Below are 26,686 nucleotides of genomic sequence, written 5' to 3'. Positions count from 1 at the left end.
GCTCGCTGCAATGGCCCGGCCGGGCGCCCTGATCCGCTGGATCCGCCGGCGCGCCCGAACCAGCGAATATGTCTTCATCGCGCTGGCGACCGCGGTCGGCGCGGCGGCGGCGGTCGCGACGATCCTGATCGGCGCCGCCGCCCGGACGCTCCAGCACTGGTTCTACCGGCTGCCGCCGACCGCCCGGCTGAGCGAGCTTCCGGCGATCGGCGGACCGGTGCTGCTGGTGCTCCCGCTCGGCGGCGCGGCGCTGATCCTGTTCAACCGGCTGACCCGCGCCCGGCGGCGGCCGATGGTCGACGCGGTCGAGGCCAACGCCCTCCACGGCGGGATCATGTCCGTCCCGGACAGCCTGGTCATCTCGGGCCAGACCGCGATCAGCAACGGGTTCGGCGCCTCGGTCGGTCTGGAAGCCGCCTATGCCCAGCTCGGCGGCGCGGCCGCCTCGGTGGCGAGCCGGCTGTTCAACCCGCGCCGCGCGGACCGGCGCGTGCTGGTCGGCGCGGGCGCCGGCGCCGCGATCGCCGCTGCCTTTGGAGCGCCGCTCGCCGGCGCCTTCTACGCCTTCGAGATCGTGATCGGCGCCTACACGCCCTCTGCGATCGCGCCGGTTGCGGCGGCGTCGCTGGCAGGCGCGCTGGTCGCGCAGGGGCTTGGCGTGCAGCCCTATCTCCTCAACGCCACCGCCGGGCAGCCGGTCGAGACCCACCACTATCTGCTCTACGGGCTGCTGGGGGCGATCTGCGCGCTGCTCGGCATCCTCCTGATGCTCGGGGTCGCGGGAGCGGAGCGGCTGGTCCGGCTGGCGCGGGTGCCCGACGCCGCACGGCCGGTCCTCGGCGGCGCGCTGCTGATGCCGATCGCGCTCGTCTCGCCGCAGGTGCTGTCGGCCGGCCATGGCGCGCTCCACGCCGACCTCGCGGTCGGGGTGACCGCCGGCTTCATCCTCACCATCCTGCTCGCCAAGAGCGCGGCGTCGATCATCAGCCTCGCCTGCTCCTTTCGCGGCGGGCTGTTCTTCGCCTCGCTGTTCCTCGGGACTCTGATCGGCCAGCTGTTCGCGCTCGGACTCGCCGCGATCGTCGGCCACCCGGTCGTCAGTCCGGTAAACGCCGCGCTGGTCGGCATGGCGGGGCTCGCCGTCGCGGTGGTCGGCGGACCCATGACCATGGCCATGCTGGTGCTCGAGGCGACGCACGACTTCGGGCTGACCGGCGCCGTAATCGCCGCCGCGCTGATCGCCGGCACGATCGTCCGCGAGACGTTCGGCTATAGTTTCTCGACCTGGCGGCTGCACCTCAGGGGCGAAAGCGTGCGCAGCGCGCGCGACGTGGGTTGGGTGCGCAGCCTGACCGCGCGCCAGATGATGCGGCGGGACACCAAGGTCATGCTGGCGAGCAGCAGCATCGGCGAGTTCCGCCGCCGCTTCCCGCTCGGCTCGACGACCCGGGTCGTGCTGATCGAGCCCGATGGCACCTACGCCGGGATCGTGCCGACCGCCGTCGCCTACGGAGAGCGCTGCGACCCGGCCGCTCCGGTGCAGTCGCTGGCGGTTGCGCAGGACAAGGCGCTGAGCGCCGACCTCGACATCGCGACGGTGATGCGGCGGTTCGATGCTGCCCAGTCGGACGAGTTGGCGGTGCTCGACAGTGGCCGCAAGGTGCTCGGGCTGATCAGCGAGACCTTCGTCCGCCGCCGCTATGCCGAGGAGCTGGAGAAGAGCCAGCGCGAGCTGTTCGGCGAGGCCTAGACAAACAGAGCGACCGTCTGGGTCGCGACGGCAACCAGCTGCCCGGCCGAGTTCCACATCTTCATCGACTGGCTGGAGAACCCCCCGTCGGCCGAGTCGGCGTCGGCGCGGATCAGCCACCAGCCGTCCTCGCTGTGGGGCTCGGGGGTGAGAAGGTTGACCTGCCAGGTCATGCTGCTGAGCGGCGCCGGTCGCGGGAAGAGGGTGATCGTCGCCGGCGGTGGCCCGTCGGCCAGCGCGAACAGCTCGACCAGTGGATGAAGATGCGAGCGATCTTTCAGCCGCACCCAGTGCATGATCGAGGGAATGCCGCGACGATCGTGGCCGGTCGAACCGATCTCGAAATTCTTGCCGAACTCGACCCGGTCGGGCGCCGGGATGGGGTCTAGCCGGGGTGGCAGCGGGGCGAGGAGGGGCGGCGCGACCGCGATCTCGGACTCGCGCGGCGCCGCGAACAGCAGCAGCGCGGCGAGCCCGACCTGCTCGCCGGCGCTCAGCTCGACCCGGACGAAGCTCGCGCTCCGGCCCTGGCGGAGGAGGGTAGGGCGAGCCTCGATCTCGCCGCCGAGCGGGGCGGTCCAGGCGATCTGCGCCGAGCGCAGCGGCGGGAGGTCGGGGAAGGCCTTGAGAGCGGCCGCCACCGCCAGCGCGGACGAGGCGCCGCCATATGTGGTGCGGCCCTGCATCCAGTTGGGCGTGACGTGCGCGCGATAGATCTCGCCGTCGGCGTGGAGGCCGCCGACTACGGCGCCAAGCGTCGCCATCAGCCCGCGTCCGAAAGGTTGGCGGGGCCGAAGCCGTGGGGCAGCAGCGCGTTGATGTGCAGCCGCTCGCTGCTGGTCCCGTCGCCGCTCGCGCAGAGGATCTCGATGTCGCGCCCGCCGAGTTGCGCCGCCTCGAAGATCGCCTGCCGGCAGCCGCCGCACGGGGTGCAGACGCCCTCACCCGCCAGCGCTTCGCGCGAGCCATCGCCGCCGGCCACCGCCATCCGCGCGACCCTGTCGAGCCCGAAGGCGTGCTGCGCTGCGGTCAGCGCGCTCTGCTCGGCGCACAGGCCGAGGCGGTAGCAGGCGTTCTCCATGTTCGCGCCGGTCACGACCTCGCCGTCGACGCTCTCGATCGCGCAGCCGACCGAGAAGCGGGAATAGGGTGCGTAGGCCTTGAGGGCAGCCGCGCGGGCGGCGGCGATGAGTTCATCGTCGGTCATCCGCGTTCCTGTGTCATCGCGGGCGCAGCGACGCAATCGCGCCGCGCTCCCGGCAAAGATGGATTGCGTCGCCGCTTCGCTCCCCGCAAGGACGGGCCATGTCGAAGCGTCTGATTCCTGTCCTGCTGCTTGGCCTCGCCGGCTGCGCCGGCCCGCTCGCCACCACGCCGCGGCAGGCCGCCGGCCCGGTTGAGGTGCAGATCCTTGGCCTCAACGATTTCCACGGCAATCTCGAGGCGCCGGACGGGACGATCTCGATCACCGGCGCGGCGGGGAAGGACACGCCGCTCCATGCCGGCGGCGCGGCGCAGATGGCGGCCAAGCTGCAGGAGCTGCGCAAGGGTCACCCGAACAGCATCACCGTGGCGGCCGGCGACCTGATCGGCGCCTCGCCGATCGCCTCCTCTTACTTCCTCGACGAGCCGTCCGTGACGGCGCTCGGGATGGCCGGGCTCTCGCTCGCCTCGGTCGGCAACCACGAGTTCGATCGGGGCAGCGGCGAACTGCTGCGGATGCAGAAGGGCGGGTGCCAGGTCTTCACCAGCCGCAAGCCCTGCGCCGTCGAACCGTTCAAGGGCGCCGCCTTCACCTATCTCGCCGCGAACGTTCAGCGCGCGGACGGCTCGACGCTGTTCCCGGCAACGGCGATCCGCCGGTTCGGCCGGATCAGGGTCGGCTTCATCGGCATGACGCTGAGGGACACCGGCATCCTCGCCAGCCCGGCGGGGGTGGCGGGCCTCCACTTCGCCGACGAGGCTGCGACCGCCAATGCGCTGGTCCCGCGCTTGAAGGCGCAGGGCGCGGACACGATCGTCCTCCTCATCCACCAGGGCGGCAAGGCACCCAAGGTCTACGAGGTACAGAGCTGCGACCAGTTCGCCGGGCCGATCCTGGGCATCATGGACCAGCTCGATCCGGCGATCCGGGTCGTCGTATCGGGGCATACCCACTACGCCTACAACTGCACGCTCAACCGCGGCGGCGCCGACCGGCTGCTGACCAGCGCGGGCAAATATGCCTATCTCGTGTCGGACATCCTGCTCAGCTTCGATCCGCGGACCCGGGCCCTGCTCTCCGCCACCGCGCAGAACGTGCCGATCGATGCCGCCGGCCCCGCCGACCCGGCGGTCGCCGCGCTCACCGCGCGCTACGTCGCGGCCGCCGCACCGGTCGCCGACCGGGTGGTGGGCCGGCTACCCGGCCCCGCGCTCAAGGCGGAGGACGACGGGGAAGGAACCGCGGCGGCGCTGATTGCCGATTCGCAGCTCGCCGCATCGCGCAAGGCGGGGGCGCAGGTCGCCTTCATCAACGGGCCCGGGGTGCGCACCAGCCTCAAGCCGCGCGCCGGCGGAAGCGTGCGTTACGGCGACATCTTCCAGATGCAGCCGTTCGGCAACACGTTGGTCACCCGGACGTTGACCGGCGCTCAGCTCAAGGCGGTCTTGGAACAGCAGTTCTCGGGCAGCGGGAGCGCCGCCAAGGTCAACTCGCTGCTGGTGCCGAGCCAGGGTTTCCGCTTCCGCTACGATCTGACGCGGCCGGCCGGGCAGCGCATCACGCTGATGGAGCTGGGCGGGCGGCCGGTCGACCCGGCCGCCCGCTACCGGGTGACCGTCAACAACTTCCTCGCGTCCGGCGGGGACGGCTTCTCGGCGTGCGCGGCGGGCACCGATCCGGCCGACAGCGGCGTCGACCTCGATGCGATGGAAGCCTGGCTGCGCACCAACCCCGCACTGCCCACCCTCGGCCGGACGAAGTAGCCCGCTTTAGCGGAAGGGGGGCTCGTCGAAGCTCCTGAGCTTGCGGCTGTGCAGCGCGTCGCCTTCCTGGCGGAGCAGGTTGATCGTCTCGATCCCGATCCTGAGGTGCTGGCTGATCGCCCGCTCGTAAAAGGCGTTGGCCTGTCCGGGCAGCTTGAGCTCGCCGTGGAGTGGCTTGTCGGACACGCACAGCAGGGTGCCGTAGGGCACGCGGAAGCGGTAGCCCTGCGCGGCGACGGTCGCGGACTCCATGTCGATCGCCACCGCCCGGCTTTGATTGAAGCGTAGCGCCGAGAGCGTGTAGCGAAGCTCCCAGTTGCGGTCGTCGGTGGTGACGACGGTGCCGGTGCGGAGCCGCTTCTTGAGGCTGTCCTCCCCCTCGCCGGCGACGGTCACCGCGGCGTTGAACAGCGCGTTCTGGACCTCGGCGATGGCCGGCAGCGGGATCTCGACCGGCAGATGGTCGTCGAGCACATGGTCGTCGCGCAGATAGGCGTGGGCCAGGACATAGTCGCCGATCGTCTGGCTCGGCCTCAGGCCGCCGCAGTGCCCGATCATCAGCCACGCCTCGGGGCGGAGCACGGCGATATGGTCGCAGATGGTCTTGGCGTTGGACGGCCCGACGCCGATGTTGACCAGCGTGATGCCCGAACCGCCCTCGGCCATCATGTGATAGGCGGGCATCTGGAAGCGGCGCCACGAACCGGCCGCGATCTCCGCCTCGACGTTGTGGAGGTCGCCGCGCTCATATTCGCCGCCGGGCACCGACAGGCCGGTGAACCGCCCGCCGGGCGTGCGCAGCGCATCGGCGGCGAAGCGGACGAACTCGTCGACATAGCGGACATAGTTGGTGAACAGCACGAAGCGCTGGAAGTGCGCCGGCGGGGTTCCCGTATAGTGCCGCAGCCGGGCGAGGCTGAAGTCGGTTCGCGGCGCGTCGAACAGCGCGAGCGGGCGGGTCGGGCCCGAGCTCAGGTCCCATCCGCCGTCGGCGATCTCGTCGCCGATGTGGACGAGCTCGGTGGCGGGAAACCAGCGCGACAGCTCGGCCGAAGCGATCCCGCCGAGCTTGAGGTCGTCGCTCGCGTCGAGGACATAAGGGTAGGGGATTTCGCTGGCCGAGCGGCCGACGCTGATCTCCACGTCATAGTCGCGGATGAGATGTTCGAGCTGGGCGGTCAGATAGGGCCGGAACAGCTGCGGGCGGGCGATGCTGGCGGTGTAGACGCCGGGCTGGTTGAGCCGGGCGAAGGCGCGCGCCGGGGAGGGCGGCGCAACGTCGGGATTATAGTCGATCCGCAGCTCCGGGTAGGCGAAGCACCCCTCGGCTCGGGCGTCACGGGGCGGGCGGACGCCTTCGCGGACATAGGCGTTGATGGCGCTTCGCAAATTGCCGACGGACTGATCGTAGATGGCGCAGAGCTGATCGATGATCTTGGCGATGTCTTGGGTCACGCCTGGCGGATTGTCCTGCTTTCCGGCGCAACTCAACCCCCATGCAACCCGCGCTGCTCTGCTGCGTCGCAACAAAGCCTTGTCATCAATAAGCAAGCTTATTATATGCGAGATATGCCGAATGAGACCTGGGAAATCGTCGAGACTGCGGATGCGCTCCGCCGGGCGGTCGCCCGGCGCGTCACCGCGCATGGCGTGACCCGGTCGCAGTGGCGGGTGCTGGCGCGGATCTCGAAGGAGCCGGGCCTGCGGCAGGTGGACCTCGCCGAACGGCTCGACATGGAGCCGATCGTGCTCTGCCGGATCGTCGACAAGCTCGAGGAATCGGGTTTCGTCGAGCGGCAGCGCGACCCGGCCGACCGGCGCGCCTGGCGGCTGGTACTGACCGCCAAGGCGGCCCCGGTGATCGAGGAGCTGCACGCGGTTGCGGCCGAATTGGCGGCTGAGGCGTTTGCAGGGATGACCCCATCCCAGATCGAACAGATGCGGAGCGCGCTGGCGACGGTGCGCGACAATGTCGCCGAGGGCGGCAGGAACAGGAAGGCGCTGGGCGCATGACCGAGATGAAGAACGAGCAGCTGAGCGGAACGCCGGTCAATGCACCGGCCGACGTCGACCAGACGATCGCTCCGGAAAAGAGCAAGCGCCGTCCGCTGCGCACCATCCTGATGCTGATCGTTCCGCTGCTGCTGCTGGCCGGCGGCGCCTATTATTATTTCGCGAGCGGCAATTCGGTGTCGACCGACAATGCCTCGATCAAGCAGGACATCGTTTCGGTGAGCGCGCAGGTGAACGGGCCGATCATCCAGGTGGCGGTGAAGAACGGCGACCGGGTGCGGGCGGGCCAGCTGATGTTCCGCATCGATCCGGCCCCCTACCAGGTTGCGCTCGAACAGGCCCAGGCCCAGCTCGCCGCCGCGCAGCTCGCGACGACCCAGCTGCGCACGCAGGCCGCGGGTACCGGCGCCGACATCACCGGGGCGCAGGCCAGCCTCGCCATCTCGCAGCGCTCGCTGTCGCGCCAGACCGAGCTCCTGCGCCAGGGCTTCACCACCCGCGTCAACTACGACAACGCGCTGGACGATGTCCGCAAGGCCGAGACCGCGCTGGCCGACGCGCGGGCCCGCTCCGCCAACGCGGCTTCGGCCATCGCCCCGGGCGAACAGCCGAGCATCGCCCAGGCGCGCGCCGCCGTCGACAAGGCCCGGCTCGACCTCACCCGCACCTCGATCCGCGCACCGATGAACGGGACGGTCGCGAATGCCGACCGGCTGCAGATCGGCCAGATGGCGGTGCAGGGGCTCGGCATGTTGTCGCTGGTCCGCAGCAACGCGGCGTGGATCGAGGCGAACTTCAAGGAGAAGGACCTCGGCCGCATGGTCCCGGGCCAGCACGTCGACATCAAGATCGACGCCTATCCGGGCCATAAATATACGGGCCATGTGCAGAGCGTCGGCGCGGGTACCGGGAGCGAGTTCTCCGTCCTTCCGGCGCAGAATGCGAACGGCAACTGGGTGAAGGTCACCCAGCGGGTTCCCGTCCGCATCTTCTTCGACGGCAACCCGGATCGTCCGATGATCGCCGGTCTGTCGGCCGACGTCACCGTGGACCTCGACAGCAAGAAGTAACCATGGCCAGCAAGGCGGATGACAAGGTCGGGGTGATCAGCCATGTGCTGCCCCCGACCGAGCGACTGATCACGACCATCGCGCTGATGATGGGCGTGCTGCTCCAAGTGCTCGACACGACGATCGCGAACGTCGCGCTGCCGCACATGCAGGCGGCGCTCAGCGCCACCCAGGAGAGCATCAACTGGGTGCTCACCAGCTACATCGTGGCGTCGGCGATCGCGCTTCCGATCAGCGGCTGGATGGCCGACCGCTTCGGCCGCAAGCGGCTGCTGATCGTTTCCGTGGTCCTGTTCACCACCGCCTCGGTGCTCTGCGCGATCGCCACCTCGCTGACCGAGATGGTCGCCTTTCGCGCCCTGCAGGGCATCGGCGGCGCCTTCATCGTCCCGCTCGCTCAGGCGACGATGTTCGACATCAACCCGCGCGAGAAGCATGCGCAGGCGATGGCGCTGTTCGGCGGCGGGCTGATGATCGGGCCGATCCTCGGGCCGGTGCTCGGCGGCTGGCTGACCGACAATTACAACTGGCGTTGGGTGTTCCTGGTCAACCTTCCGGTCGGCATCATCTGCACGCTGATGCTGCTGCGCTACATGCCCAAGACCGAGACCCAGAACCGCCGCTTCGACATGTTCGGCTTCGGGCTGCTCGCGATCGCCGTCGCCGCGCTCCAGCTCGGCCTCGATCGCGGCCAGCAGAAGGACTGGCTCGACAGCTGGGAGATCATCATCGAGTTCGGGCTGGCGATCGCCGCGATCTGGATGTTCATCGTCCACCTTGCGACCGCCGAGCACCCGCTGTTCGACCGCTCGCTGTTCAAGGACCGCAACTTCTCCACCGGGATCGTCTTCATGGTGGTGACCGGCGTCCTGCTCCTCGCCGGGCTCGCGCTGCTCCCGCCCTTGCTCCAGTCTCTCTACGGTTACTCGGTGCTGCAGTCAGGCTTCCTGACCGCGCCGCGGGGCGTGGGGACGCTGATCTCCATGCTGCTCGCGGGTCGCTTGGCGAGCAGGGTCGACGCCCGCATCCTGGTCGGGCTCGGGGTCGTGCTCATGGGTGCTTCGCTCTACCTGATGACCGGCTTCGCGCTGGATCAGCCCTCGACCCCGGTGATCGTCAGCGGCGTCGTCCAGGGCCTCGGGCTGGGGCTGATCTTCGTGCCGCTGCAGAGCCTGGCGTTCAGCACGCTGGCGCCCTCGTTCCGCACCACCGCCGCCTCGCTGCTGAACCTGGCGCGTAACCTTGGCGGGTCCGCGGGCATCTCGGTGGTGTCGGCGCAGCTCGTCCGGATGACGCAGGTCAGCCACGCCGACCTCGCGGCGCACGTCACCGAGCAGAGCATCCCGTCGGCCGACCCGAACCTGCTCCAGGTCGTCGCGCCGGGCGGCGATGTCGCGCTCGCCGTGATCAATGCCGAGGTCACCCGGCAGGCGCTGTTCATCGCCTATCTCGATGACTTCAAGCTGATGATGATCGTCACCTTCTGCGCGCTTCCGCTGCTCGTGCTGATGCGCAAGCCGCGCCCCGCCACGCCCGGCGAAGCGCCCGTGCACATGGACTAGGAGCAACCGCATGCAGACCCGCACCCTCGGCCCGAGCGGCCCTACCGTCAGCGCTCTCGGGCTCGGCTGCATGGGGATGAGCGACTTCTACGGCGCGCACGACGACGAGCAGTCGATCGGGGTCATCCACCACGCGCTCGACCGCGGCGTGACCTTCCTCGACACCGCCGACATGTACGGCACCGGCCGCAACGAGGAGCTGGTCGGCCGGGCCATCGCCCCGCGCCGCGACGAGGTGTTCCTCGCCACCAAGTTCGGCAACGAGCGCGCGCCCAACGGCGACATGCTCGGCATCCGCGGCGATCCGGCCTATGTCCGCTCCGCTTGCGAGGCGAGCCTCCGGCGCCTGAAGGTCGATACCATCGACCTTTACTACCAGCACCGGGTCGACCGCAGCGTTCCGATCGAGGAGACGGTCGGCGCGATGGCCGAGCTGGTGGCGCAGGGCAAGGTCCGCTTCCTCGGGCTGAGCGAAGCGGCGCCCGAGACGATCCGCCGCGCCCATGCGGTTCACCCGATCACCGCGGTGCAGACCGAATTGTCGTTGTGGAGCCGCGACGCCGAGGCCGACGTGCTGCCGACGGTGTGCGAGCTCGGCATCGGCTATGTCGCCTATTCGCCGCTCGGCCGCGGCTTCCTCACCGGGCAGATCCGCTCGCCCGACGATTTCGCCGCGGACGATACTCGCCGCCTCCATCCGCGGTTCCAGGGCGAGAATTTCCAGCGCAATCTCGATCTCGTCCGCGAGATCGAGCGGATGGCGGCCGACAAGGGCTGCAGCGCGGCGCAGCTCGCGCTCGCCTGGGTGCTGTCGCGCGGCGACGACGTGGTGCCGATCCCCGGCACCCGTCATGCTGGGCGGCTCGACGAGAACATCGCCGCGCTCGACGTCCAGCTTAGCCGCGAGGAGCTCGAGCGGCTGGACCAGATCCTCCCGCCAGGCGCCGCCGCGGGCGACCGCTATCACGCGCGCGGAATGACCCAGATCGACGCCTGAGCCGGCGCGCCCGGGTCAGATCTCGACCTGGCTTCCCAGCTCGACGACCCGGTTCACCGGCAGCTTGAAGAAGTCCATCGCGGTCGCCGAATTGCGGACCATCCAGGCGAAGATATGCTCGCGCCACAGCGACATGCCCGGCCGCGCGCTCGGCAGCACCGTCTGGCGCGACAGGAAATAGCTGGTGGTCATCGGGCTGAGATCGCCGATCTGCGTCTTGGCGTCGCGCAGCGCCTGCGGGATGTCGGGATCCTCGCTGAACCCGTAGCGGATGATGACGCGGCTCAGTCCGCAGCCGAGCGGCTCGATCTCGACGCGCCGGGCATCGGGAACGAAGGGGACGTCGAGCACCGACACGGTCGCCAGCAGCACATTCTCGTGCAGCACCTGGTTGTGCTTGAGGTTGTGGAGCAGCGCCGGCGGAATGCCCTGCGCCGAGCTGGTCAGGTAGATGGCGGTGCCGCGCACGCGGTGGATGCCCTTCTCGATCGACTTGACGAAGATCGATACGGGCATGTTGCCCTCGGCCAGGCGGTCCTGCATCAGCCGCCGCCCGCGCGACCAGGTGGTCAGCATGGTAAAGGCGATCGCCGCGATCATCAGCGGGAACCAGCCGCCGTCGAGCACCTTGGTCAGGTTGGACAGGAAGTAGACTCCGTCGACCAGAGCGAACAGCGCGATCAGCCCGAGCGCGACCGGCTTGGGCCAGTTCCACATCTTGAGCAGCACGACCGCGGCCATCACGGTGGTGATCACCATCGTCCCGGTCACCGCGATCCCGTAGGCCGACGCCAGGTTGGACGAGGTGCGGAAGATCAGCACCAGCACGATGACGGCGGCCAGCAGCGACCAGTTGATCAGCGGGATGTAGATCTGCCCGATCGATTCCTCGCTGGTATGCTTGACGGTGACACGCGGGAAGAGCCCCAGCTGGACCGCTTGGCGGACCACCGAATAGGCGCCGGTGATGACCGCCTGGCTGGCGATCACGGTGGCGACGGTGGCCAGGATGATCATCGGCAGGCGCAGGCTGTCGGGCGCCAGCAGGTAGAAGGGATTGGCGATCGCCTGGGGGTTGCGGAGCAGGATGGCGCCCTGGCCCAGATAGTTCAGCATCAGCGTCGGAAAGGCGACGAGCAGCCAGGCGTAGCGAATCGGGTTCTTCCCGAAATGCCCCATGTCGGCATAGAGCGTCTCAGCCCCCGTCACGGCGAGCACGATCGAGCCCAGCGCGAAGAAGGCGGTGCGCGGCTCGTGCAGGATGAAGGACAGCCCGTAGGTCGGTGACAGCGACAGGAGGATGGCGGGCTGCCCGGCGATCGCGATCAGGCCGAGTACGGCGAGCACGACGAAGTAGAAGAACATGATCGGCCCGAACACGGCGCCGACCCGGGCCGTCCCGAACCGCTGGAAGGCGAACAGGCCGCACAGGATCACGATCGAGACGGGCGCCGCGAAGCGCAGCAGCGCGTCGTTCAGCGTTCCCACGCCTTCCACCGCGGACAGCACGGAGATGGCGGGCGTGATCATCGCATCGCCGAAGAACAGCGCGGTCGCGAACACGCCGAGCACCGACAGTCCGGCCGACCAGCGACCGGTGTCGGTGCTGCGCGAGATGAGCGCCAGCAGCGACAGGCTCCCGCCTTCGCCCTTGTTGTCGGCGCGCATCATGATCGTCACATATTTGAGCGTGACGACGATCAGCATCGTCCAGAAGATGATCGAGATGACCCCGAACACCCGGTCCGGGGTGACGGCCATCACATGGTGGCCGGCGAAGCTTTCCTTCAACGCGTAGAGCGGGCTGGTCCCGATGTCGCCGAAGACGATCCCGATCGCCCCGAGGGCGAGGGTCAGCGTCTTCTGGCGGCCGTGGGAAGCGGTATGACTGGAGGCGTCGGCAGGCGCCTCGGTGACGGAGTCCATGGGCATCCAATCCGAATCGAGCCGCGGCCCCATGCTCCCCCCGGGCGCATTGTGCAACTGCGAAGAGGAAGCGCGGTTCCCGCTCGCTTCTCAGTCGGCTCGAGCGGCGCGGGCCAGGATCCGCTCCGCCTGCTTGCGGTGCGGTGCGTCGATCATCGCCCCGTCGAGGTCGAGCACGCCGGCGGCGGGCCGTGCGGCGAACGCGGCGACGACCCGGCGCGCATGATCCACCGCCTCGGGGGACGGCGTGAAAGCGGCATTGATCGGGCCGATCTGGTCGGGGTGAAGGGCGAGCATGGCGGTGAATCCGTCGCGGGCGGCCCGGGCGGCATAGGCAGCGACGCCGGCTACGTCGCGGATCGCAGGGTAGACGGTATCGATCGCCGGGACCCCCGCGGCATGGGCGGCGAACAGGGTGAGGGAACGCGCCAGCTCGTAGGGAGGAAGATAGCGCCCGCTCTCGTCCCGGCTGGTGGTGGCGCCGATAGCCGCCGGCAGGTCCTCGGCGCCCCAGCTCAGCCCCGCGAGCTGCTCGCCGACCTCGCGGTAGCTGCCCAGCTCGAAGATGGCGGCCGGAGTTTCGGTGGCGATGGGGAGGATCGGGGCCGGCGTGACCAGCCGTGAGGCCAGCGCGCGGACGCTGGCCGCCCCTTCGGCCTTGGGAAGGACGATCGCATCCGCCCCGGCGGCGGCCGCCAGGTCGGCTGCCAGCCCTTCGCTGCCCAGCGGATTGACTCGCACCAGCAACGGCACCGTCCGCCGACCCTCGAGCGCGGCCCGGACGTTTGCCCGGGCCTGCGGCTTGGCCGCGGTGCCGACGCTGTCCTCGAGATCCAGGATCAGCGCATCCGCGCCGGAGCGGACGCCCTTGTCGAACCGCTCGGGCCGATCACCGGGGACGAAGAGAAGAGAGCGAAGCCGGTCGAGCCGCCGCTGATGCTGTTCCATCGAGCGCTGATGCGCCGGGCCGCGCCGGATCGTCAACACGCGCGCGACTCGGGCGGCGCTCCGCTTCAGGTTGCGTCGGGAAACGGGAGTTTGCCGCCAATGCTTGAACTGCTGAGTCGACGAACCGAGCCTCAGTAGCGGCGAGCTGAAGCGCTTGGCAGCAAAGTGGCTTAGCTGACTTTATTGATTCAGATTTCCTCCGGAGTCATGATTGCGGCAAGCGAGAGCGGGGAGCGGCAAGCATGCAGCACGCCTGGATCATCGAAACGGACATCTACCGGCTTAACAAGCGTCATCGTCTGGCCAAGACGGCGGACGAAAAGCGGATGCTGGCCGCCCAGATCGACGACAAGCGGGCCCTGCTGGCGGAAATTCGCGCGGTCGAGCAGCAGCTGCGCGAGATGGTGGCGCTGGCGTAGCACGCCGGGGGCACCACACGGCGCTGTGCCGACGGGACGCGTGCCTCCCGTCGGCCAGCGCCGACAATCCTCAGACCAGCAGCTTCTCGATGCGGATCGGCAGTTCGCGGATGCGCACACCGGTCGCATGGAACACGGCATTGGCCGTCGCTGCATTCAGCCCGACGTTGCCGAGTTCGCCGATCCCTTTGATCCCGAGGTCGTTCACCTGCCGGTCCTCTTCCGGCAGGATGATCGTCTCGATTGTGCCGATGTCGGCGTTCACCGGGATGAGATACTCGGCGAGGTCGTTGTTGTAGTAGCGCGCCGCACGGCGATCGATGTCGGTCGCCTCGTGAAGCGCCGCCCCGATGCCCCAGATCTGGCCGCCCATCAGCTGGCTCTTGGCGGTCTTGGGATTGACGATCCGGCCCGCCGCGAAGGCGCTGACCACCCGCGGCGCGCGCACCTCGCGGGTCCGCTCGTGGACCCGGACCTCGATGAAGTGGGCGCCGAACGCGAACTGGATGCGGTCCTTGAGCTTGGCGCCGCCCGCCAGCGAGGGCTTGCCGCGGTAAAGCATCTCGACCCCGTTCGGCGGCGCCCCGTGCGGGTTGTTCGAGGCCAGCGCCTCGACCGCTCCGCCGCCCGCCGACTGCGCCTTGAGGCGCACCTCGCGGCAGGCCTTGGCGACGACGTTGCACATGCTCGCGGTGCTGTTCGACCCGCCCGCGACCGGCGCCGGCGGCAGGTTGCTGTCGCCGACGATGACGTCGATCTTGTCGAGCGGCAGCCCGAGCTCCTCCGCGGCGGTCAGCGCCAGCGCGGTCATCACCCCGGTGCCGATCTCGTGGGTGGCGGTCTCGACCCGGGCGCGTCCCGACGGCAGCAGGCTGACCCGCGCCGCCGCCGATCCGACCTGGGTCGGGTACATGGTCGAGGCGCAGCCCCAACCGATCAGCCACTCGCCGTCGCGCATGGAGCGGGGCGCGGCCGAGCGGCGGCTCCACCCGAAGGCCGCGGCGGCGGCATCGAAGCAGGGCATCAGGTGCCGCGAGGTGTAAGGCAGGCCCTTGATCGGCTCCTTCTGCGTGTCGTTGATCCGCCGCAGCTCGACAGGGTCCATCTTCAGCGCATAGGCGAGCTCGTCGATTGCCGACTCCAGCGCGAAGAGATAGGGCGTCTCCGGCGGCGACCGCATGAAGCCCGGCGTGTTCCGATCGGCATGGACGATCGTGACGTTGGAGGCGACGTTCGGGCAGGCATAGAGCCGCGTCGACGCGTCGATCCCGGCGACCTTGTAGTCGTCGGGGCGGCTCGAGACTTCCCAGCCTTCGTGGATCAGCGCCTGCAGCCGTCCGTCGGCTCCCGCGCCGAGCCGTACCCGATGGCGCGTCTCGGCGCGATAGGTGGCGATGGTGAAGCCGTCCGAGCGGGTCGCCTCGAGGTGCACGGGCCGCCCGATCATCTTGGCCGCGAGCGCGACGAGTGCCGTCCGCTGGGTCAGCGACCCGCGCGACCCGAACGCGCCGCCGACCAGCGGCGAGACGGTGTGGACGTTGTCGGCCGGGATGCCGAGCTGCTCGGCCAGTCCATATTTGAACCCCCACATGTTCTGCGAGGATTCGAAGACGGTCAGCCGGTCGCCGTTCCACACGGCGGAGGTGGTGAACAGCTCGATCGGGTTGTGGTGCTGGGTCGGCGTCTCATAATGCTGGTCGACCTTGACGGCAGCCCGCGCGAATGCCCCCTCGGCATCGCCGACCTTCGGGTTCTCCTCGCCGCCGTTCTCGCCTTCCTTGCTCTTGCCGCCCGCCTGTTGCTTCGCCGCCTGCTGCTGGGCCTCGGTCTTCTCGGTGGCCTTGCCCTCGGTCAGCCCGGCGCTCCCGAAGGTCGCCGACGGCGCCTCCTCGGCATAGTCGATCCGCAGCCGGTGCGCGGCGTCGCGCGCCGCCTCGAACGTGTCGGCGACGACCAGCGCGACGATCTGCCCGTCGTGCCACACCTTGTCGGAGGCGAGCGGCGCGATGCTCGTCCCCATGTAGCCCTTCTCGCTGAAGGTCTTGCCGGGCTTCACCCGGTCGCCGACGTTGCGGTAGGTCAGGATCTCCAGCACGCCCGGCACCTGCCGCGCCTCGCTCTCGTCGATCCGGCTGATCCGCCCGCGCGCGATCGAGCTGGTCCGCAGATAGGCGAAGGCGGGGTTGGCGCCGCCGTGGAGATCGGAGCCGTAGCGCGCCGCGCCGGTCACCTTGAGCCGGCCATCGATGCGCGAAGTCGGCTCGCCGATCGCCGCCCGGCCGCTGTCCTTGGGTGCGAGCGTCATGGCGCTCGGCTGGTCCTGCAACGCCATCAGATCCTCATGTCCCTGGCCTGGAGCAGGGCGCGGACGAGCGTCCGCTGTCCCAGCTCGATCTTGTATCGGTTGTGCTCGCGCGGGGCGGCCCCGGCGAAGGCCGCGCGGGCTGCCTCGGCGGCGCTGTTCTCGTCGAGCAGCCGCCCGGCGAGCAGCCGCTCGGCATCGGCGGCCCGCCAAGGTCGATAGGCGACCCCGCCCAGCCCGATGCGCGCCTGGCGGACGTTCGCACCGTCGAGGTCGAGCGCCACCGCCGCGCTTGCCACCGCGAATTCGTAGGACTGGCGGTCGCGGACCTTGAGGTAGGTCGAGCGGCGGGTCCAGGCGCCGGCGGGGACGAGGAAATCGGTGATCAGCTCGCCCGGTGCCAGGACCGTCTCGGTTTCCGGCGTGTCGGACGAGCGATGCAGCTGCGCGAAGGGAATGCGCCGCTGTCCGCCCGGGCCGAGCAGTTCGACCGAGGCATCGAGTGCGACCAGCGCCTGTGCGAAGTCGCCGGGATATTCGGCGATGCACTTGCCGCTGACCCCGAGCACCGCATGCTTGCGGTTGACGCCGTCGAGCGCCGCACAGCCGCTGCCCGGGTCGCGCTTGTTGCACGCCTTCCAGCTCGGGTCGCGGAAATACTGGCAGCGGGTGCGCTGGAGCACGTTGCCGGCGAGGCTCGCCATGTTGCGCAGCTGCGCCGAGGCGGCGAGCATCAGGCTCTCGGCGATCACCGGATAGTCGCGGCGGACCAGCGGGTCGTCGGCCGCCTGGCTCATCTTGACCAGCGCGCCGAGCCGGAGGCCGTCCGGCCCGGCCTCGATCCGCGCCAGCTGCGCGTCGAGCGGGTTGATGTCGACCAGCGCGCTCGGCTGCATCGAGCCCAGCTTCATCAGGTCGAGCATGGTGGTGCCCCCAGCGATGAACTGGGTCGGGGCGCGGTTGGCGGCACCGTCGGGCTGGCCGGCGGCGAGGCGGACCGCGCCGGGCGCATCGGCGGCGCGGACGTAGTGGAACGGCCGCATCGGCTCAGCCCTTCCTCATGCCGGTCGCGCCCTGCTCGACGGCCGCGACGATGTGGGGATAGGCGGCGCAGCGGCACAGGTTGCCGCTCATATATTCGCGGATCTCGTCGGCACTGGCCGCATGGCCTTCCTCGACGCAGGCGACCGCCGACATGATCTGCCCCGGCGTGCAGTAGCCGCACTGGAAGGCGTCCTGGTCGATGAAGGCCTGCTGCATCGGGTGCAGCGTCCCGTCGCGCGCGGCGAGCCCCTCGATGGTGATCACCGGCTCGCGCACCATCGCGGCCAGGGTCAGGCAGGAAAGCGTACGCCGGCCGCCGACCAGCACGGTGCAGGCGCCGCACTGGCCGTGGTCGCAGCCCTTCTTCGACCCGGTCAGCAACAGCTTGTTGCGCAGCGCGTCGAGCAGGGTGGTGCGGCTGTCGAGCGAGACCCGATGCACCTGCCCGTTGACGGTCAGTTCCAGCGGAAGCGTCTGCGGCTCGGTCGGCGGGTTGGCGGGTGGGGGCACGCTCATGGCCGGCGACTGGGCGCTGGCCGAGGCGGCGGCGAGAGTCGTCCCGGCGGCACCCATCTTGAGGAGATCGCGGCGATTGACGCCAGGTGAGCAGCCGGACTCGGCGGTGTTGGCCATGAGCGCTCAAGTCGCGGGTCGACCCGCAAGTTCCCGCTAAGCACCGGTCATTCCGCACGATTCGTCGTGGCGCCGGAACGACCTGACCGCAGCCATGAAGCCGTTGTAATCTTGGCGTGGCTCGGCTGAAATTTCCCGCCGCTAGGAGCCGGTCCCGGAGGTAACAATGCCGGGTCCGACGAAGCGGCGCATCGGGTTCTTGTTCAACCACGACCAGGCGCATCAGATTGCCCACAGCCTGCCGATCGCGTTCGCGCTGATCGACGGCGGGTTCGACGGCGAGATCCTGCTCGCCGTGTCGAACGACCATCTGGAACGCGAGGTCCGCCGCGTCGCCGGCGATCGCCTCGGGCGGCAGGTACAGCTGGTCCGGCTCGGACTCGGCGCGGGGGCCCGGCGGCTCGACCATGCGCTTGGCGAGCTGGTGCCGGCCGGCAAGATCCTCCTCTACCGCGACAATCTCGACTTCTTCCGCAGCCTCGACCTGCTCGTCGTGTCGGAGAAGACCTCGCTGCTGCTGAAGAAGCGCTATCGCCTCGACAACCTCAAGATCGTCCATACCCGGCACGGCGCCGGCGACCGAGCGATCGGCTTCGATCCCGCCAGCCGGGGGTTCGACCTGGTGCTCTGTTCGGGACCGCTGATCCGGCGCCGCCTTATCGCCGACGCGGGCGTCGATGCCGCGCGCATCCGGATCGTCGGCTATCCGAAGTTCGACCTGGTCGAGCCGGCTCGCCCGCGCTCGCCGCTGTTCTCCGGGAGCGGAACGACCACCCTCTACAATCCGCACCCTTCGCCGCATCTCTCGTCCTGGTTTCGCGACGGCCGCGCGGTTCTCGACCAGTTCGTCGGCGGCGGGTGCGACAATCTCGTGTTCGCGCCGCACGTCATGCTGTTCCAGCGGCGGGTCGTGGTCACCATCGACCGGCTGTCGCTCAAACGCCCGGGGCGGATCGCCACCGACTATCTCCGCTCCGACCATCTCAAGATCGATCTTGGCAGCACCGCCTCGACCGACATGAGCTACACGCTCGGCGCTGATGTCTATCTCGGCGACGCGAGCAGCCAGGTGTACGAGTTCCTGCTTCGTCCGCGTCCCTGCATCTTCCTCGACAGCCATCGCCAGCGCTGGCGCGACAACCCCAATTTCGCGCACTGGACGGCGGGGCAGGTGATCAACGACCCAGCCGACCTGCCGGCGGCGCTGGAACGCTCGCAGCGGCTCCACTCGCAGCATTACCGCGCCGTGCAGGAAGCCCTGTTCGCCGACCGCTTCGACTTGAACGGCCGCCCCTCGTCGGTTCGTGCCGCCGCGGCGGTGATGGAACTGGCCGGCGAGCGGAAGCTGCTCCAAGCCGCCTGACGGAACCGCGATTTGACGACACTCACTATCATCCTGCCCTATTTCAACGAGCAGGGCTGGATCGGACCGACCATCGACAGCCTCGTCGCGCAAGGCGACGAGCGCTTCGAACTGCTGCTGGTCGACAATGGTTCGACGGACGACAGCGCGCGCGAAGCGTTCGACTACGCCGCCCCGCTGGGCGAGCGCGTCCATCATCTCGTCTGCACCGAGCCGGGCAAGACGGCCGCGCTTGCCTTCGGTCTCGCGCACGCGGCCTCATCCTACGTGGCGACCTGCGACGCCGACACCCTCTATCCGCCGGACTATGTCGCGCGCGTGATCGAAACGTTCGAGCGCCACCCCGACGGGGTCGCCGTCATGGCGGTGGATCTCTATGCGCCCGTGACCCATCCGCGTTCCCGGCGGCGCGAGCGGCGGATCATCGCCAAGGGGCGCCGCCATCCCCGCAAGTGCCACGCCGGCGGCTATGCGCAGGCGTTCCGTCGCTCGGCGCTGCTCGCCGCGGGCGGCTTCTGCCGTGAACGCTGGCCCTATGTGCTGGAAGACCATGAGGTGGTCGCCCGGCTGATCGACCACGGCCGGCTGCTCTACCCGCCCGGTCACGTCTGCTTCCCGTCGGCGCGCCGCCACGACCGCCGATCGGTCAACTGGACCCCGCTCGAGCGGCTCGCCTACCGCTTCGTTCCGGCCGGGGCGAGCCGCTGGTTCTTCCACCGCTTCCTCGGTCCCCGGCTGGCGCGCCGGCGGGCAATCGCTACAGCACTCCGCGAGAAGAGCTGGTAGGCAACACCGAGTGAAGGATCAGCATGCGCCCGTCGCCCGCATCTTCGCGGGTCTGACGCAGGTGCTCGGCGGCAAGGCCGGGGCCGGGGTGATCAGCCTCGTCTACCTGTTCCTCTGCACCCGGTTCCTGGGTCCGCGCGACTATGGCGTCCTGATCCTCGTCCACACCTATGTCACCACCGTCTGCGGGATCGTCGAATTTCCCTCTTGGCAGGCGATCGTCCGCTACGGGGCCGAGGCGCAGGAGGGCGGGCAGGGCGAGCGGCTGGCGCGATTGCTGCGCTTCGGGGCTCGGCTGGAGCTGGGGGGCGGGGTCGCGGCGTTGCTGACCGCCGTCCTGCTGGCGCCGCTGGTGGGACCGCACCTCGGCTGGACCTCGGCGGTCGTCGGCTACGCCCAGCTCAACAGCCTCGCCATGCTGGGGTCGATCCGCTCGACCCCGGCCGGCTATCTCCAGCTCCGCCAGCGCTTCGACCTGCTCGGCTGGCACAATCTCGTGCAGCCGCTGATCCGCCTTGCCGGCGTGCTTCTGGTCATCGCCGCTGGCGGCGGGCTGCGCGCCTTCCTGCTCGTGTGGCTGGCGGCGGGGGTCGCCGAGTTCCTGGTGCTCTGGGGCATGGGCCTGTGGGTCGCCCGCGCGCACCTCGGTCCCCTGCTGCGGCTGGCGGGGCCGATCCCGGCCGGCGCCGAGAACCCCGGGCTGTGGCGCTTCCTCACCGCCAGCAACATCGACGTGACGCTGAGCGAGCTGGGCCCACGTGCTGCGCCGCTAATGGTCGGATGGATCCTCGGCCCGGCCGCCGCCGGACTCTTCTCGGTCGCCCAGCGCGGGACGGTGATCCTGGCGCAGCCGACCCAGATCCTCGGCAACACTGCCTATTCGGAGCTGGCGCGCCTGGTCGCGGCGGGCGGCGGCGGCGCGCCGCTGCGCCGGACACTGACCCGGGTGATCGGCTGGGCGCTCGCCGCGGTGCTGCCGATCGTGCTGCTGGTAGCCGCCTTCCCGACGCCGATCGTCCGGCTGATCGCCGGCCCCGCCTATCTCGCCGCCGGCGAGGTCATGGTGCTGCTGGTGCTGGCCCGGGCGATTGCCGTCGCCGGCCCGCCGAGCAGCGCCGCGCTGAACGCGCTCGGCCGGCCCGCGCTGTCGATGAACGTCAACCTGTTCATTAGCCTCGTCATGCTCCCGGTCCTGCCGCTCCTCCTGCTCACCGCCGGGTTTGCGGGAGCGGGCCTGCAGGCGCTGCTCCAGTCGGCGCTGGCCACTTCTCTCCTGCTGGTGATGGTATGGCGGACCAGCAGCCGCCTCTAGCCGGCGAGCGGATCGCCTATGTGATCAACTCGGTCGAGGGCGGCGGGGCGGCGGCGCCGGTGCCGGGGATCGCCCGCCTGCTGATGGACCAGGGCGCCACCGTGCGGGTGTTCGCGCTGGCGCGGCGCGACGGTCTGGGCCTGCCGGCGATGATCGCCGCTGGGCTCGATCCGCTGGTCCGCGACGAGCCCGAGCACGATCGCCTCGGGGCGCTGCGCTGGTTGTCCCGCGCCCTTCGCGAGTGGCGACCGACGCGGCTGTGGACCTCGCTGTCCCATGCCACCATCCTCGGCCTGCTCGTCGGGCCGAGGCTCGGCGTGCCGGTCGTCTGCTGGCAGCACGCCGCCTTCCTCAAGCCGTGGAACGAGCGGCTGCTCCGCTGGCTTCAGCGCCGCGCCGAGCTGTGGATCGGGGATTCGCCCGCGATCACCGCGCTGACTGCGCGGCGGCTGGGGGTGGAGCCGGCACGGCTGGCGTGCTGGCCGATCGTCGCGGTCGACGAGTCCGCGCCGCCGGCGACGCCCTGGCAAGCCGGTGAACCGCTCCGCCTCGGCAGCCTCGGACGCCTCCACCCGGTCAAAGGCTATGACGTGCTGATCGAGGCGCTCGCGAACCTAGCCCGCGGCGGGTTCGTGCCCCCCGCGCCGATGGCGCTGACGATCGCCGGCGATGGCGGCGAGCGCTCCCGGCTCGAAGCGCAGCTCGCAGCTGCCGGGCTGACCGGGGTGGGGCTGCCGGGTTTCGTGACCGATGCGCCCGGCTTCCTGGCCGGCCTTCATCTCTACCTGCAGCCGTCCCGCTCCGAGGGCTTCTGCATCGCCGCCCACGAGGCCATGAACGCCGGCCTGCCGGTGGTCGGATCGGCGGTCGGCGAGATCGCCGCGACGATCGAGGATGGCCGTTCGGGTCTGCTCGTCCCGCCGGGCGATCCGATCGCGCTCGCCGCTGCACTCCGGCACCTGCTCGACGACCCCGCCAGCCTCGCACCGCTAGGCGCCGCGGCGCGCGAGCGGGTGCGTTCGCTCTACTCCGCCGCCGCCTTCCGCCGCGCCGGAGAGGCGGTGGTCGGCCGGATCAGCGGCCGAGCCGGCGCCTGAGCTCGATCGCCAGTCCCGCCAGCGACTGGTCGATCCGCTTGCAGTCGATCAGCGTCCGCTCGCCGAGCGGGTTGAGCGTGTGCAGTCCGTTCCGGTACGCCCCGGCGCCGGCTGGCGAACCGATCGGCTCGCCGAGGGTCGCCGCGAACTCCCGCGGATCGAGGCGATCGATCCACAGCGGCCGGATCGCCGCTCCGTAGGTGCGGCGGCAATCCTGCACCGGAAGCAGCAGCCGGCCGTCGATCCGCTGCGGCAGGCCGCCCGGGCGAGAACCGTCGGCACCGCGGCGGACCGGGTTGCCCGGGTGCGCGGTCCATGGACCCGTCAGCCGCTCCGCATGGGCGATATGCAGCCGGCCGATCTTCTCGGCCTTGCTTCCGGCCGGCGCGTAGAAGAGCCACCAGCGCCCCTCGTGCCAGACCGGGCTGGCGTCGACAGGAACCGCATCCAGCATGATGCGGCACTCGGGCTGCCACTCGTCCCAGTCCTGATGCGCACGGTACAGCGTCAGCGCGCCCGAGCGATGCGCTTCGGGCAGGAGCCACTGCGCACCCTCCGCCTCGAGGGGAACCGGGTAGGACAGGTGCCACGGCTCGCGCAGCGCAAGCCGTCGCTCCAGCAGCCTTCCGTCGGCGGCCAGGTCCAGCCGCTCGATCCAGCCGTGGCGGTCGCGATAGTCGAAGCGTTCGGCGAAGAGGGCAGTCCCTCCCGTGCGCAGCGACACGCCGAACGGGTCGGCCAGGAAGGTGAGGGGCGGCTCCTCGCCGAGCCAGTGGACCGACGCGCCCGCCAGTCCCTGGCGGACCACGGCTTGCAGTGGCCGGTCGACGATCGCGCAGCGCCAGATGTCCTTTCGCCAGCCCATTCGCCGGTCCTAGCCCGGGTCGGCGGCGGGGGCGAGCGCGGCTCTCGATCCGGCCCTCGCGACTGTCGCTGGTCCGGCATGGCACATCCCGTCGCTGGGTGCTTGCCTCGAGTGGCGCAATTCCTAGAATGTTAACCAACCGTACTCCGGGCGCTTCCGAGTCGAGCCGCCCGCCGCGTGTGTTGCTCAACGTCTTGCCACTGGTCGGAACAGGAGTTCACCCTTGCCCGGGTCGGATGTCTTCATCTCCTATACGCGCGAGGACCGGGACGTCGCGCGCCTGTTCGCCGAGAGCTTCGAACAGGAAGGCTTCAGCGTCTGGTGGGATGCCGTCCTGCACAGCGGCGAGACGTTCGACGAGGTGATCGAGACCGCGCTCAAGGCGGCCAAGGCGGTCGTCGTGCTGTGGTCGCCGCGCTCGGTCGCCTCGCGCTGGGTCCGTGCCGAGGCGACTCTGGCCGATCGCCGCCGCACCCTCGCGCCGGTGATCATCGAGGAGTGCGACCGGCCGATCATCTTCGAGCTCACCCATACCACCGACCTGTCGCACTGGGAAGGCGAAGTGACCGATCGCACCTGGCGCGGGTTCGTGCGCGACCTCCACCGGCTGGTCGACCAGGCGCCCGCGGGCGGAGCGCCGGCCGCCAGCGAGCCGGTTGGCCTTCGTGCGGCAGCGGCTCGCCGGGCCGAGCGCGCGGCGGACGTCGTGCCGCTTCGCCATCCGGCACCGGCCCGGGCCGCCTTCGCGCAACCGGTTGCGCGCTTCGCTCCCGTCCGGGCTGCGGCTCCCCAGCCGGCGCGCTCGACCTGGGGCGCGAGAAACGCGCTGGCGGACATCGACGAGGGCGAGCACACGCAGACGTTCACCCGGCCCGAGACATTTGCCGAGCTCGAGGATGAGCAATTCCACTGCCTCGAGATGATGGTCGGCGAGCGGATGGAAAAGAGGTTCGTCGTCAGCCCGCTCGGCCTCCGGATCGGCCGCTCGGCGCCGGCCGACATCATCCTCCAGGACAATCGCGTCTCGCGCCAGCACTGCCGGATCGAACTCGCCGACGACCGGCTCCGGGTGCGCGATCTCGGGTCGACCAACGGCACCTATATCGACGGCTACCGCATCGAGGGCGAAGCCATGCTGGCGGTCGGCAGCGTGCTCCGCATCGGCAGCGTCTGCTTCCGCCACGAAGTCCGTAATCAGGACGAGGTCTGACCCGCCTCAGCGCGCCGCGGCGTTCGAGCTGTTGACCAGATAGACAATGTAGGCGCGGGTCTGCTTGGCCTGCGCGATCAGCCGGTTGGCATCGCTGTCGCTCCGGACGCCGCGCATCGAATCCTTCAGCGTCCGCAGATATTTGTCGTAGTTGGCGGCGGACCGCTTGTTGTTCTGGAGCAGCGGATTGGACCCGCGGTCGGCCATCGCCATGACCTGCCGTGCCTGGCCGCGAGCCTGCTCGATGATCGCGTTGAACTCGCTCAGCTTGGCGGGCGAGACGCTCTGCGTGGAGACCGTCGGCGTGGTCGAGGCGTAGGGATTGAACCCGGCGACGCCCGGCCGCGCGCGGGGATTGGCCGCGAGCGCCGGCGCGCGCGGCGTCGTGGCGAGCGGCGCGGGGACTGGGGCGGCGGTCTGCGCCAGCCGCTCCGCCTTCTCGGTCGCGGCCTGCTGGATGCGCACCGCTTCCAGGCTGTAGACCGCCGACGCCGAGGTGGCGAAGCTCTTCGACTGCTCGAGCGCCTGGCGGGCGGCCGTGAAGGAGGCGGACGGGTCGGCCGCGCTGGTCGTCGCCTGGACGGCCGTGCGGAGGCCCGCCAGCGTCTGGCGGAGCGTCGCCGCCGCCGCCCGCCGGTCCGGCGTCAGCGCGACCGACGGTCGGTCCGGGTTCGCCCAGCCAACCTCGCTGGCGATCGAATGCGCCTTGGAGTCCGCGTCGCTCAGCAGCGCTGCGGCGAAGTCGGCATTGGCGCTCAGCGCGAGCTTCGTCATCGCGGCCGTGTCGGGCGCGCCGCCCTGGTTCAGCATGGCGCCGAGGCGGTCGCTTGCCGCCTGGAGGCGGTCGACCGGAGCTCCGGTGACTCCGGCCGTCCGCGCGTCGTTGGCGAGCGCCATGACCGCCTGCGGCAGCGCGCGCGGATCGCTGGCCGGCGCGGTGCCGCTGGCTGCAGCGACCCCCGAGCCCGTGGGCTGGGTGGCGATTGCCGCCTGCGGTTCGCTGCTGCCGCGCCCGAGCATCGTCCAGGCGGCCAGCCCTGCCGAGAACAGCGCCAGCGCCACCGCCCCGAGCAGGAGCGGCGACAATTTTCGGGTCTCGACCGCAGGCCTGGCGGCCGGGACAGACTTGGATGGAGCCAGCGGCTCCTCGGCAGCCAGCTTGCCTGTGGCCTTGTCCGCGGTGTCCGCCGGCGCCGGGGTTGCGGCAGTGAGCGCCTTCCGCCGCTTCGATGCCTGCGCTGCCGCCTCGATCGGCAACGCAGCGGCCTTGGCCCGCGCCCCGGTCTCCTCGCCAGCGCGCTTGAATTCGACCGCTCCGACATCGCCAGGAACGGCGGTCTCGATCTTCTCGCGGACCAGCGCTGACTCGGGCAGCGGGGCCACCGGCCGGATCTCGTCCGCCGCCGAACCGAAGGTCGCTATCCGCGTCGCCTCGCCGTCGACTTCGACCTCGACGGGGACGCGCCTCGCCGGCTTGCCCGCCTTGCCGCGGACCAGGCCCAGCCAGTCCGAGATGGACTGCGGCCGATCGGCCGGGCGAATCGCCATGGCCGCGTCGACGGCGGCGAGGAAGTTCTTGCCGTAGCCCGGCCACTTCTCGCTCGCGAGCGGCTTGCCCAGCCCGCCGTGCAGTCGCTCGAGCACCTCCGGCGGCTTCTCGCCGGTGATGCACTCGTACAGCACCACGCCGAGCGCGTAGATGTCGGTCCACGGGCCCTGCGGGTAGGTCTTCACATATTGCTCGATCGCCGCGTAGGGCGGGGTGTGGAAGGTGACCGACGTGCTGGTCGCATCGGCGGTCTCGAAGCGCGCCGAGCCAAAGTCGATCAGCACCGGCCGCCCGTCCGAATTCATTAGGATGTTCGGCGGCTTGATGTCGCGGTGGAGCACGCCGACCCGGTGCGCGCGCTCGAGCCCTTCGGCGATCGGCTCGACCATCGCCCGCAGCGAGCGCTCGTTGAAGCGCTGACCGTCCTTCAGGAGCCGGGACAGCGAGGTCCCGTCCTCGAAGTCCATCACCATGTAGGCGGTGCCGTGAATCTCGAACAGGCTGCGGACGTTGACGATGTTGGGATGGCGCGTCGGGGTGGACAGGTTCCAGAGGAGCTTGGCTTCCTCCACGAACTTCTTCAGCCCGAGCGCGTGCACTTCCTCGGCATTGCTGTCGATCGGCACCACGGTGGCGTCGGCGTCGCGCTCGCTGATCGCGCCGGGGAAATATTCCTTGATGGCGACGAGCTCGTCGAAATAGATTCCGCGACCCTTGTACACGATGCCGAAGCCGCCGACGCCGAGGACCTCCTCGAGACGCCACTCGCGCAGCACCGTCCCCGACGGCAGGGCCCGATTGCTGTAGGGCTTGTTCATCGTCGGTGTCCCCCGCGACGATAAGGTTTTCTAACCGCGAGAAATCGCACATAGC

General features: G+C 70.0%; 22 protein-coding genes. 12 read left to right on the top strand and 10 right to left on the bottom strand.

Annotated elements, in window-relative coordinates; genetic code table 11:
* Nucleotides 1-10 precede the first annotated feature (10 nt).
* Nucleotides 11-1,750 carry a chloride channel protein gene (locus HMF7854_RS13530; protein WP_126719683.1) on the top strand — a complete coding sequence of 580 codons (1,740 nt, stop codon included), beginning with the start codon at nucleotides 11-13 and terminating at the stop codon, nucleotides 1,748-1,750.
* Here the strand turns inward: HMF7854_RS13530 and HMF7854_RS13525 are convergent.
* Both HMF7854_RS13525 and HMF7854_RS13520 read right to left on the bottom strand, forming a co-directional pair.
* Entirely contained in the window at nucleotides 1,747-2,514 is a 768-nt protein-coding gene (locus HMF7854_RS13525; RefSeq protein ID WP_126719682.1) for a thioesterase family protein, read from the bottom strand. The genes HMF7854_RS13530 and HMF7854_RS13525 overlap by 4 nt on opposite strands.
* Complete coding sequence (locus HMF7854_RS13520) at nucleotides 2,514-2,993, bottom strand: cytidine deaminase (RefSeq protein ID WP_275402011.1); 480 nt, start codon at nucleotides 2,991-2,993, stop codon at nucleotides 2,514-2,516. Before HMF7854_RS13520 ends, HMF7854_RS13525 begins: the two co-directional genes overlap by 1 nt.
* Nucleotides 2,994-3,055: 62 nt before the next feature.
* Here HMF7854_RS13520 and HMF7854_RS13515 point away from each other — a divergent pair, with 62 nt between their 5' ends.
* On the top strand, nucleotides 3,056-4,717 hold the full coding sequence (locus tag HMF7854_RS13515; protein ID WP_126719680.1) for a bifunctional metallophosphatase/5'-nucleotidase: 1,662 nt from the start codon (nucleotides 3,056-3,058) through the stop codon (nucleotides 4,715-4,717).
* 6 nt (nucleotides 4,718-4,723) lie between these two features.
* Here the strand turns inward: HMF7854_RS13515 and HMF7854_RS13510 are convergent, their stop codons facing one another.
* Nucleotides 4,724-6,172, bottom strand: a complete 1,449-nt coding sequence (locus HMF7854_RS13510) for an AMP nucleosidase (protein ID WP_221766453.1) — start codon at nucleotides 6,170-6,172, stop codon at nucleotides 4,724-4,726.
* 114 nt (nucleotides 6,173-6,286) lie between these two features.
* Between HMF7854_RS13510 and HMF7854_RS13505 the strand changes: the two genes are divergently transcribed.
* From HMF7854_RS13505 to HMF7854_RS13490, 4 genes are read left to right on the top strand one after another with little or no spacing between them, the layout of a single operon-like run.
* Nucleotides 6,287-6,730, top strand: a complete 444-nt coding sequence (locus HMF7854_RS13505) for a MarR family winged helix-turn-helix transcriptional regulator (protein ID WP_126719678.1) — start codon at nucleotides 6,287-6,289, stop codon at nucleotides 6,728-6,730.
* Nucleotides 6,727-7,800, top strand: a complete 1,074-nt coding sequence (locus HMF7854_RS13500) for an HlyD family secretion protein (protein ID WP_239016988.1) — start codon at nucleotides 6,727-6,729, stop codon at nucleotides 7,798-7,800. The genes HMF7854_RS13505 and HMF7854_RS13500 overlap by 4 nt, the downstream gene beginning before the upstream one ends.
* Before the next feature lie 2 nt (nucleotides 7,801-7,802).
* Nucleotides 7,803-9,362 (top strand): DHA2 family efflux MFS transporter permease subunit, encoded by a 1,560-nt coding sequence (locus tag HMF7854_RS13495; RefSeq protein WP_126719677.1) that lies wholly within the window; start codon nucleotides 7,803-7,805, stop codon nucleotides 9,360-9,362.
* 10 nt (nucleotides 9,363-9,372) lie between these two features.
* Nucleotides 9,373-10,359: an aldo/keto reductase gene (locus HMF7854_RS13490; RefSeq protein WP_126719676.1), complete on the top strand. Its 987-nt coding sequence runs from the start codon at nucleotides 9,373-9,375 to the stop codon at nucleotides 10,357-10,359.
* A gap of 15 nt (nucleotides 10,360-10,374) precedes the next feature.
* Here HMF7854_RS13490 and HMF7854_RS13485 read toward each other — a convergent pair whose 3' ends face one another.
* Both HMF7854_RS13485 and HMF7854_RS13480 read right to left on the bottom strand, forming a co-directional pair.
* Nucleotides 10,375-12,285, bottom strand: coding sequence for a potassium transporter Kup (locus HMF7854_RS13485; RefSeq protein ID WP_420822377.1), 1,911 nt, complete (start codon nucleotides 12,283-12,285; stop codon nucleotides 10,375-10,377).
* A 90-nt stretch (nucleotides 12,286-12,375) separates the two neighbouring features.
* A complete protein-coding gene (locus tag HMF7854_RS13480; protein WP_126719674.1) occupies nucleotides 12,376-13,233 on the bottom strand; it encodes an HpcH/HpaI aldolase/citrate lyase family protein in 858 nt (285 codons plus the stop codon).
* A gap of 242 nt (nucleotides 13,234-13,475) precedes the next feature.
* Here HMF7854_RS13480 and HMF7854_RS15860 point away from each other — a divergent pair, with 242 nt between their 5' ends.
* Entirely contained in the window at nucleotides 13,476-13,652 is a 177-nt protein-coding gene (locus HMF7854_RS15860) for a hypothetical protein (RefSeq protein WP_185829289.1), read from the top strand.
* Nucleotides 13,653-13,722: 70 nt separating this feature from the next.
* Here the strand turns inward: HMF7854_RS15860 and HMF7854_RS13475 are convergent, their stop codons facing one another.
* The 3 genes from HMF7854_RS13475 to HMF7854_RS13465 are packed head-to-tail and all read right to left on the bottom strand — an operon-like array spanning nucleotide 13,723 to nucleotide 17,631.
* Nucleotides 13,723-15,984 carry a xanthine dehydrogenase family protein molybdopterin-binding subunit gene (locus HMF7854_RS13475; RefSeq protein ID WP_239016987.1) on the bottom strand — a complete coding sequence of 754 codons (2,262 nt, stop codon included), beginning with the start codon at nucleotides 15,982-15,984 and terminating at the stop codon, nucleotides 13,723-13,725.
* Nucleotides 15,984-16,997 carry an FAD binding domain-containing protein gene (locus HMF7854_RS13470; RefSeq protein WP_126719673.1) on the bottom strand — a complete coding sequence of 338 codons (1,014 nt, stop codon included), beginning with the start codon at nucleotides 16,995-16,997 and terminating at the stop codon, nucleotides 15,984-15,986. The genes HMF7854_RS13475 and HMF7854_RS13470 overlap by 1 nt, the downstream gene beginning before the upstream one ends.
* Before the next feature lie 4 nt (nucleotides 16,998-17,001).
* On the bottom strand, nucleotides 17,002-17,631 hold the full coding sequence (locus HMF7854_RS13465; protein ID WP_126719672.1) for a (2Fe-2S)-binding protein: 630 nt from the start codon (nucleotides 17,629-17,631) through the stop codon (nucleotides 17,002-17,004).
* A 166-nt stretch (nucleotides 17,632-17,797) separates the two neighbouring features.
* Here HMF7854_RS13465 and HMF7854_RS13460 point away from each other — a divergent pair, with 166 nt between their 5' ends.
* Genes HMF7854_RS13460 through HMF7854_RS13445 form a run of 4 tightly spaced genes read left to right on the top strand, consistent with a single transcriptional unit; the run spans nucleotide 17,798 to nucleotide 22,189 of the window.
* The gene (locus HMF7854_RS13460) at nucleotides 17,798-18,994 is read left to right on the top strand and encodes a hypothetical protein (protein ID WP_126719671.1); all 1,197 of its coding nucleotides are present in this window, start codon (nucleotides 17,798-17,800) and stop codon (nucleotides 18,992-18,994) included.
* A 12-nt stretch (nucleotides 18,995-19,006) separates the two neighbouring features.
* Nucleotides 19,007-19,780 (top strand): glycosyltransferase family 2 protein, encoded by a 774-nt coding sequence (locus HMF7854_RS13455; protein ID WP_126719670.1) that lies wholly within the window; start codon nucleotides 19,007-19,009, stop codon nucleotides 19,778-19,780.
* 10 nt (nucleotides 19,781-19,790) lie between these two features.
* Nucleotides 19,791-21,092 (top strand): lipopolysaccharide biosynthesis protein, encoded by a 1,302-nt coding sequence (locus HMF7854_RS13450; RefSeq protein ID WP_239016986.1) that lies wholly within the window; start codon nucleotides 19,791-19,793, stop codon nucleotides 21,090-21,092.
* The gene (locus HMF7854_RS13445) at nucleotides 21,068-22,189 is read left to right on the top strand and encodes a glycosyltransferase (RefSeq protein WP_126719669.1); all 1,122 of its coding nucleotides are present in this window, start codon (nucleotides 21,068-21,070) and stop codon (nucleotides 22,187-22,189) included. The genes HMF7854_RS13450 and HMF7854_RS13445 overlap by 25 nt, the downstream gene beginning before the upstream one ends.
* On the opposite strand, the gene HMF7854_RS13440 is transcribed toward HMF7854_RS13445, so the two are convergent.
* Nucleotides 22,167-23,054, bottom strand: coding sequence for a glucosamine inositolphosphorylceramide transferase family protein (locus HMF7854_RS13440; RefSeq protein WP_185829288.1), 888 nt, complete (start codon nucleotides 23,052-23,054; stop codon nucleotides 22,167-22,169). The genes HMF7854_RS13445 and HMF7854_RS13440 overlap by 23 nt on opposite strands.
* Before the next feature lie 223 nt (nucleotides 23,055-23,277).
* On the opposite strand from HMF7854_RS13440, the gene HMF7854_RS13435 reads away from it, so the two are divergent.
* Nucleotides 23,278-24,264 carry a TIR domain-containing protein gene (locus tag HMF7854_RS13435; protein ID WP_126719668.1) on the top strand — a complete coding sequence of 329 codons (987 nt, stop codon included), beginning with the start codon at nucleotides 23,278-23,280 and terminating at the stop codon, nucleotides 24,262-24,264.
* Nucleotides 24,265-24,270: 6 nt separating this feature from the next.
* On the opposite strand, the gene HMF7854_RS13430 is transcribed toward HMF7854_RS13435, so the two are convergent.
* Nucleotides 24,271-26,631: a serine/threonine-protein kinase gene (locus HMF7854_RS13430; RefSeq protein ID WP_126719667.1), complete on the bottom strand. Its 2,361-nt coding sequence runs from the start codon at nucleotides 26,629-26,631 to the stop codon at nucleotides 24,271-24,273.
* Nucleotides 26,632-26,686: the final 55 nt, after the last annotated feature.

The sequence above is a fragment of the Sphingomonas ginkgonis genome (genome assembly GCF_003970925.1).
Taxonomy (GTDB): domain Bacteria; phylum Pseudomonadota; class Alphaproteobacteria; order Sphingomonadales; family Sphingomonadaceae; genus Sphingomicrobium; species Sphingomicrobium ginkgonis.
Note: the sequence above shows the minus strand (reverse complement) of the source record. Positions and strands in the feature narration are given on the sequence as shown.

Bases quoted from the DNA above. Each gene is read 5' to 3' on its own strand.
- HMF7854_RS13530 (WP_126719683.1), top strand. From the start codon at position 11: ATGGCCCGGCCGGGCGCCCTGATCCGCTGGATCCGCCGGCGCGCCCGA.
- HMF7854_RS13525 (WP_126719682.1), bottom strand. From the start codon at position 2,514: ATGGCGACGCTTGGCGCCGTAGTCGGCGGCCTCCACGCCGACGGCGAG.
- HMF7854_RS13515 (WP_126719680.1), top strand. From the start codon at position 3,056: ATGTCGAAGCGTCTGATTCCTGTCCTGCTGCTTGGCCTCGCCGGCTGC.
- HMF7854_RS13505 (WP_126719678.1), top strand. From the start codon at position 6,287: ATGCCGAATGAGACCTGGGAAATCGTCGAGACTGCGGATGCGCTCCGC.
- HMF7854_RS13500 (WP_239016988.1), top strand. From the start codon at position 6,727: ATGACCGAGATGAAGAACGAGCAGCTGAGCGGAACGCCGGTCAATGCA.
- HMF7854_RS13495 (WP_126719677.1), top strand. From the start codon at position 7,803: ATGGCCAGCAAGGCGGATGACAAGGTCGGGGTGATCAGCCATGTGCTG.
- HMF7854_RS13490 (WP_126719676.1), top strand. From the start codon at position 9,373: ATGCAGACCCGCACCCTCGGCCCGAGCGGCCCTACCGTCAGCGCTCTC.
- HMF7854_RS13485 (WP_420822377.1), bottom strand. From the start codon at position 12,285: ATGGACTCCGTCACCGAGGCGCCTGCCGACGCCTCCAGTCATACCGCT.
- HMF7854_RS13480 (WP_126719674.1), bottom strand. From the start codon at position 13,233: ATGGAACAGCATCAGCGGCGGCTCGACCGGCTTCGCTCTCTTCTCTTC.
- HMF7854_RS15860 (WP_185829289.1), top strand. From the start codon at position 13,476: ATGCAGCACGCCTGGATCATCGAAACGGACATCTACCGGCTTAACAAG.
- HMF7854_RS13475 (WP_239016987.1), bottom strand. From the start codon at position 15,984: ATGGCGTTGCAGGACCAGCCGAGCGCCATGACGCTCGCACCCAAGGAC.
- HMF7854_RS13470 (WP_126719673.1), bottom strand. From the start codon at position 16,997: ATGCGGCCGTTCCACTACGTCCGCGCCGCCGATGCGCCCGGCGCGGTC.
- HMF7854_RS13465 (WP_126719672.1), bottom strand. From the start codon at position 17,631: ATGGCCAACACCGCCGAGTCCGGCTGCTCACCTGGCGTCAATCGCCGC.
- HMF7854_RS13460 (WP_126719671.1), top strand. From the start codon at position 17,798: ATGCCGGGTCCGACGAAGCGGCGCATCGGGTTCTTGTTCAACCACGAC.
- HMF7854_RS13445 (WP_126719669.1), top strand. From the start codon at position 21,068: ATGGCGGACCAGCAGCCGCCTCTAGCCGGCGAGCGGATCGCCTATGTG.
- HMF7854_RS13440 (WP_185829288.1), bottom strand. From the start codon at position 23,054: ATGGGCTGGCGAAAGGACATCTGGCGCTGCGCGATCGTCGACCGGCCA.
- HMF7854_RS13430 (WP_126719667.1), bottom strand. From the start codon at position 26,631: ATGAACAAGCCCTACAGCAATCGGGCCCTGCCGTCGGGGACGGTGCTG.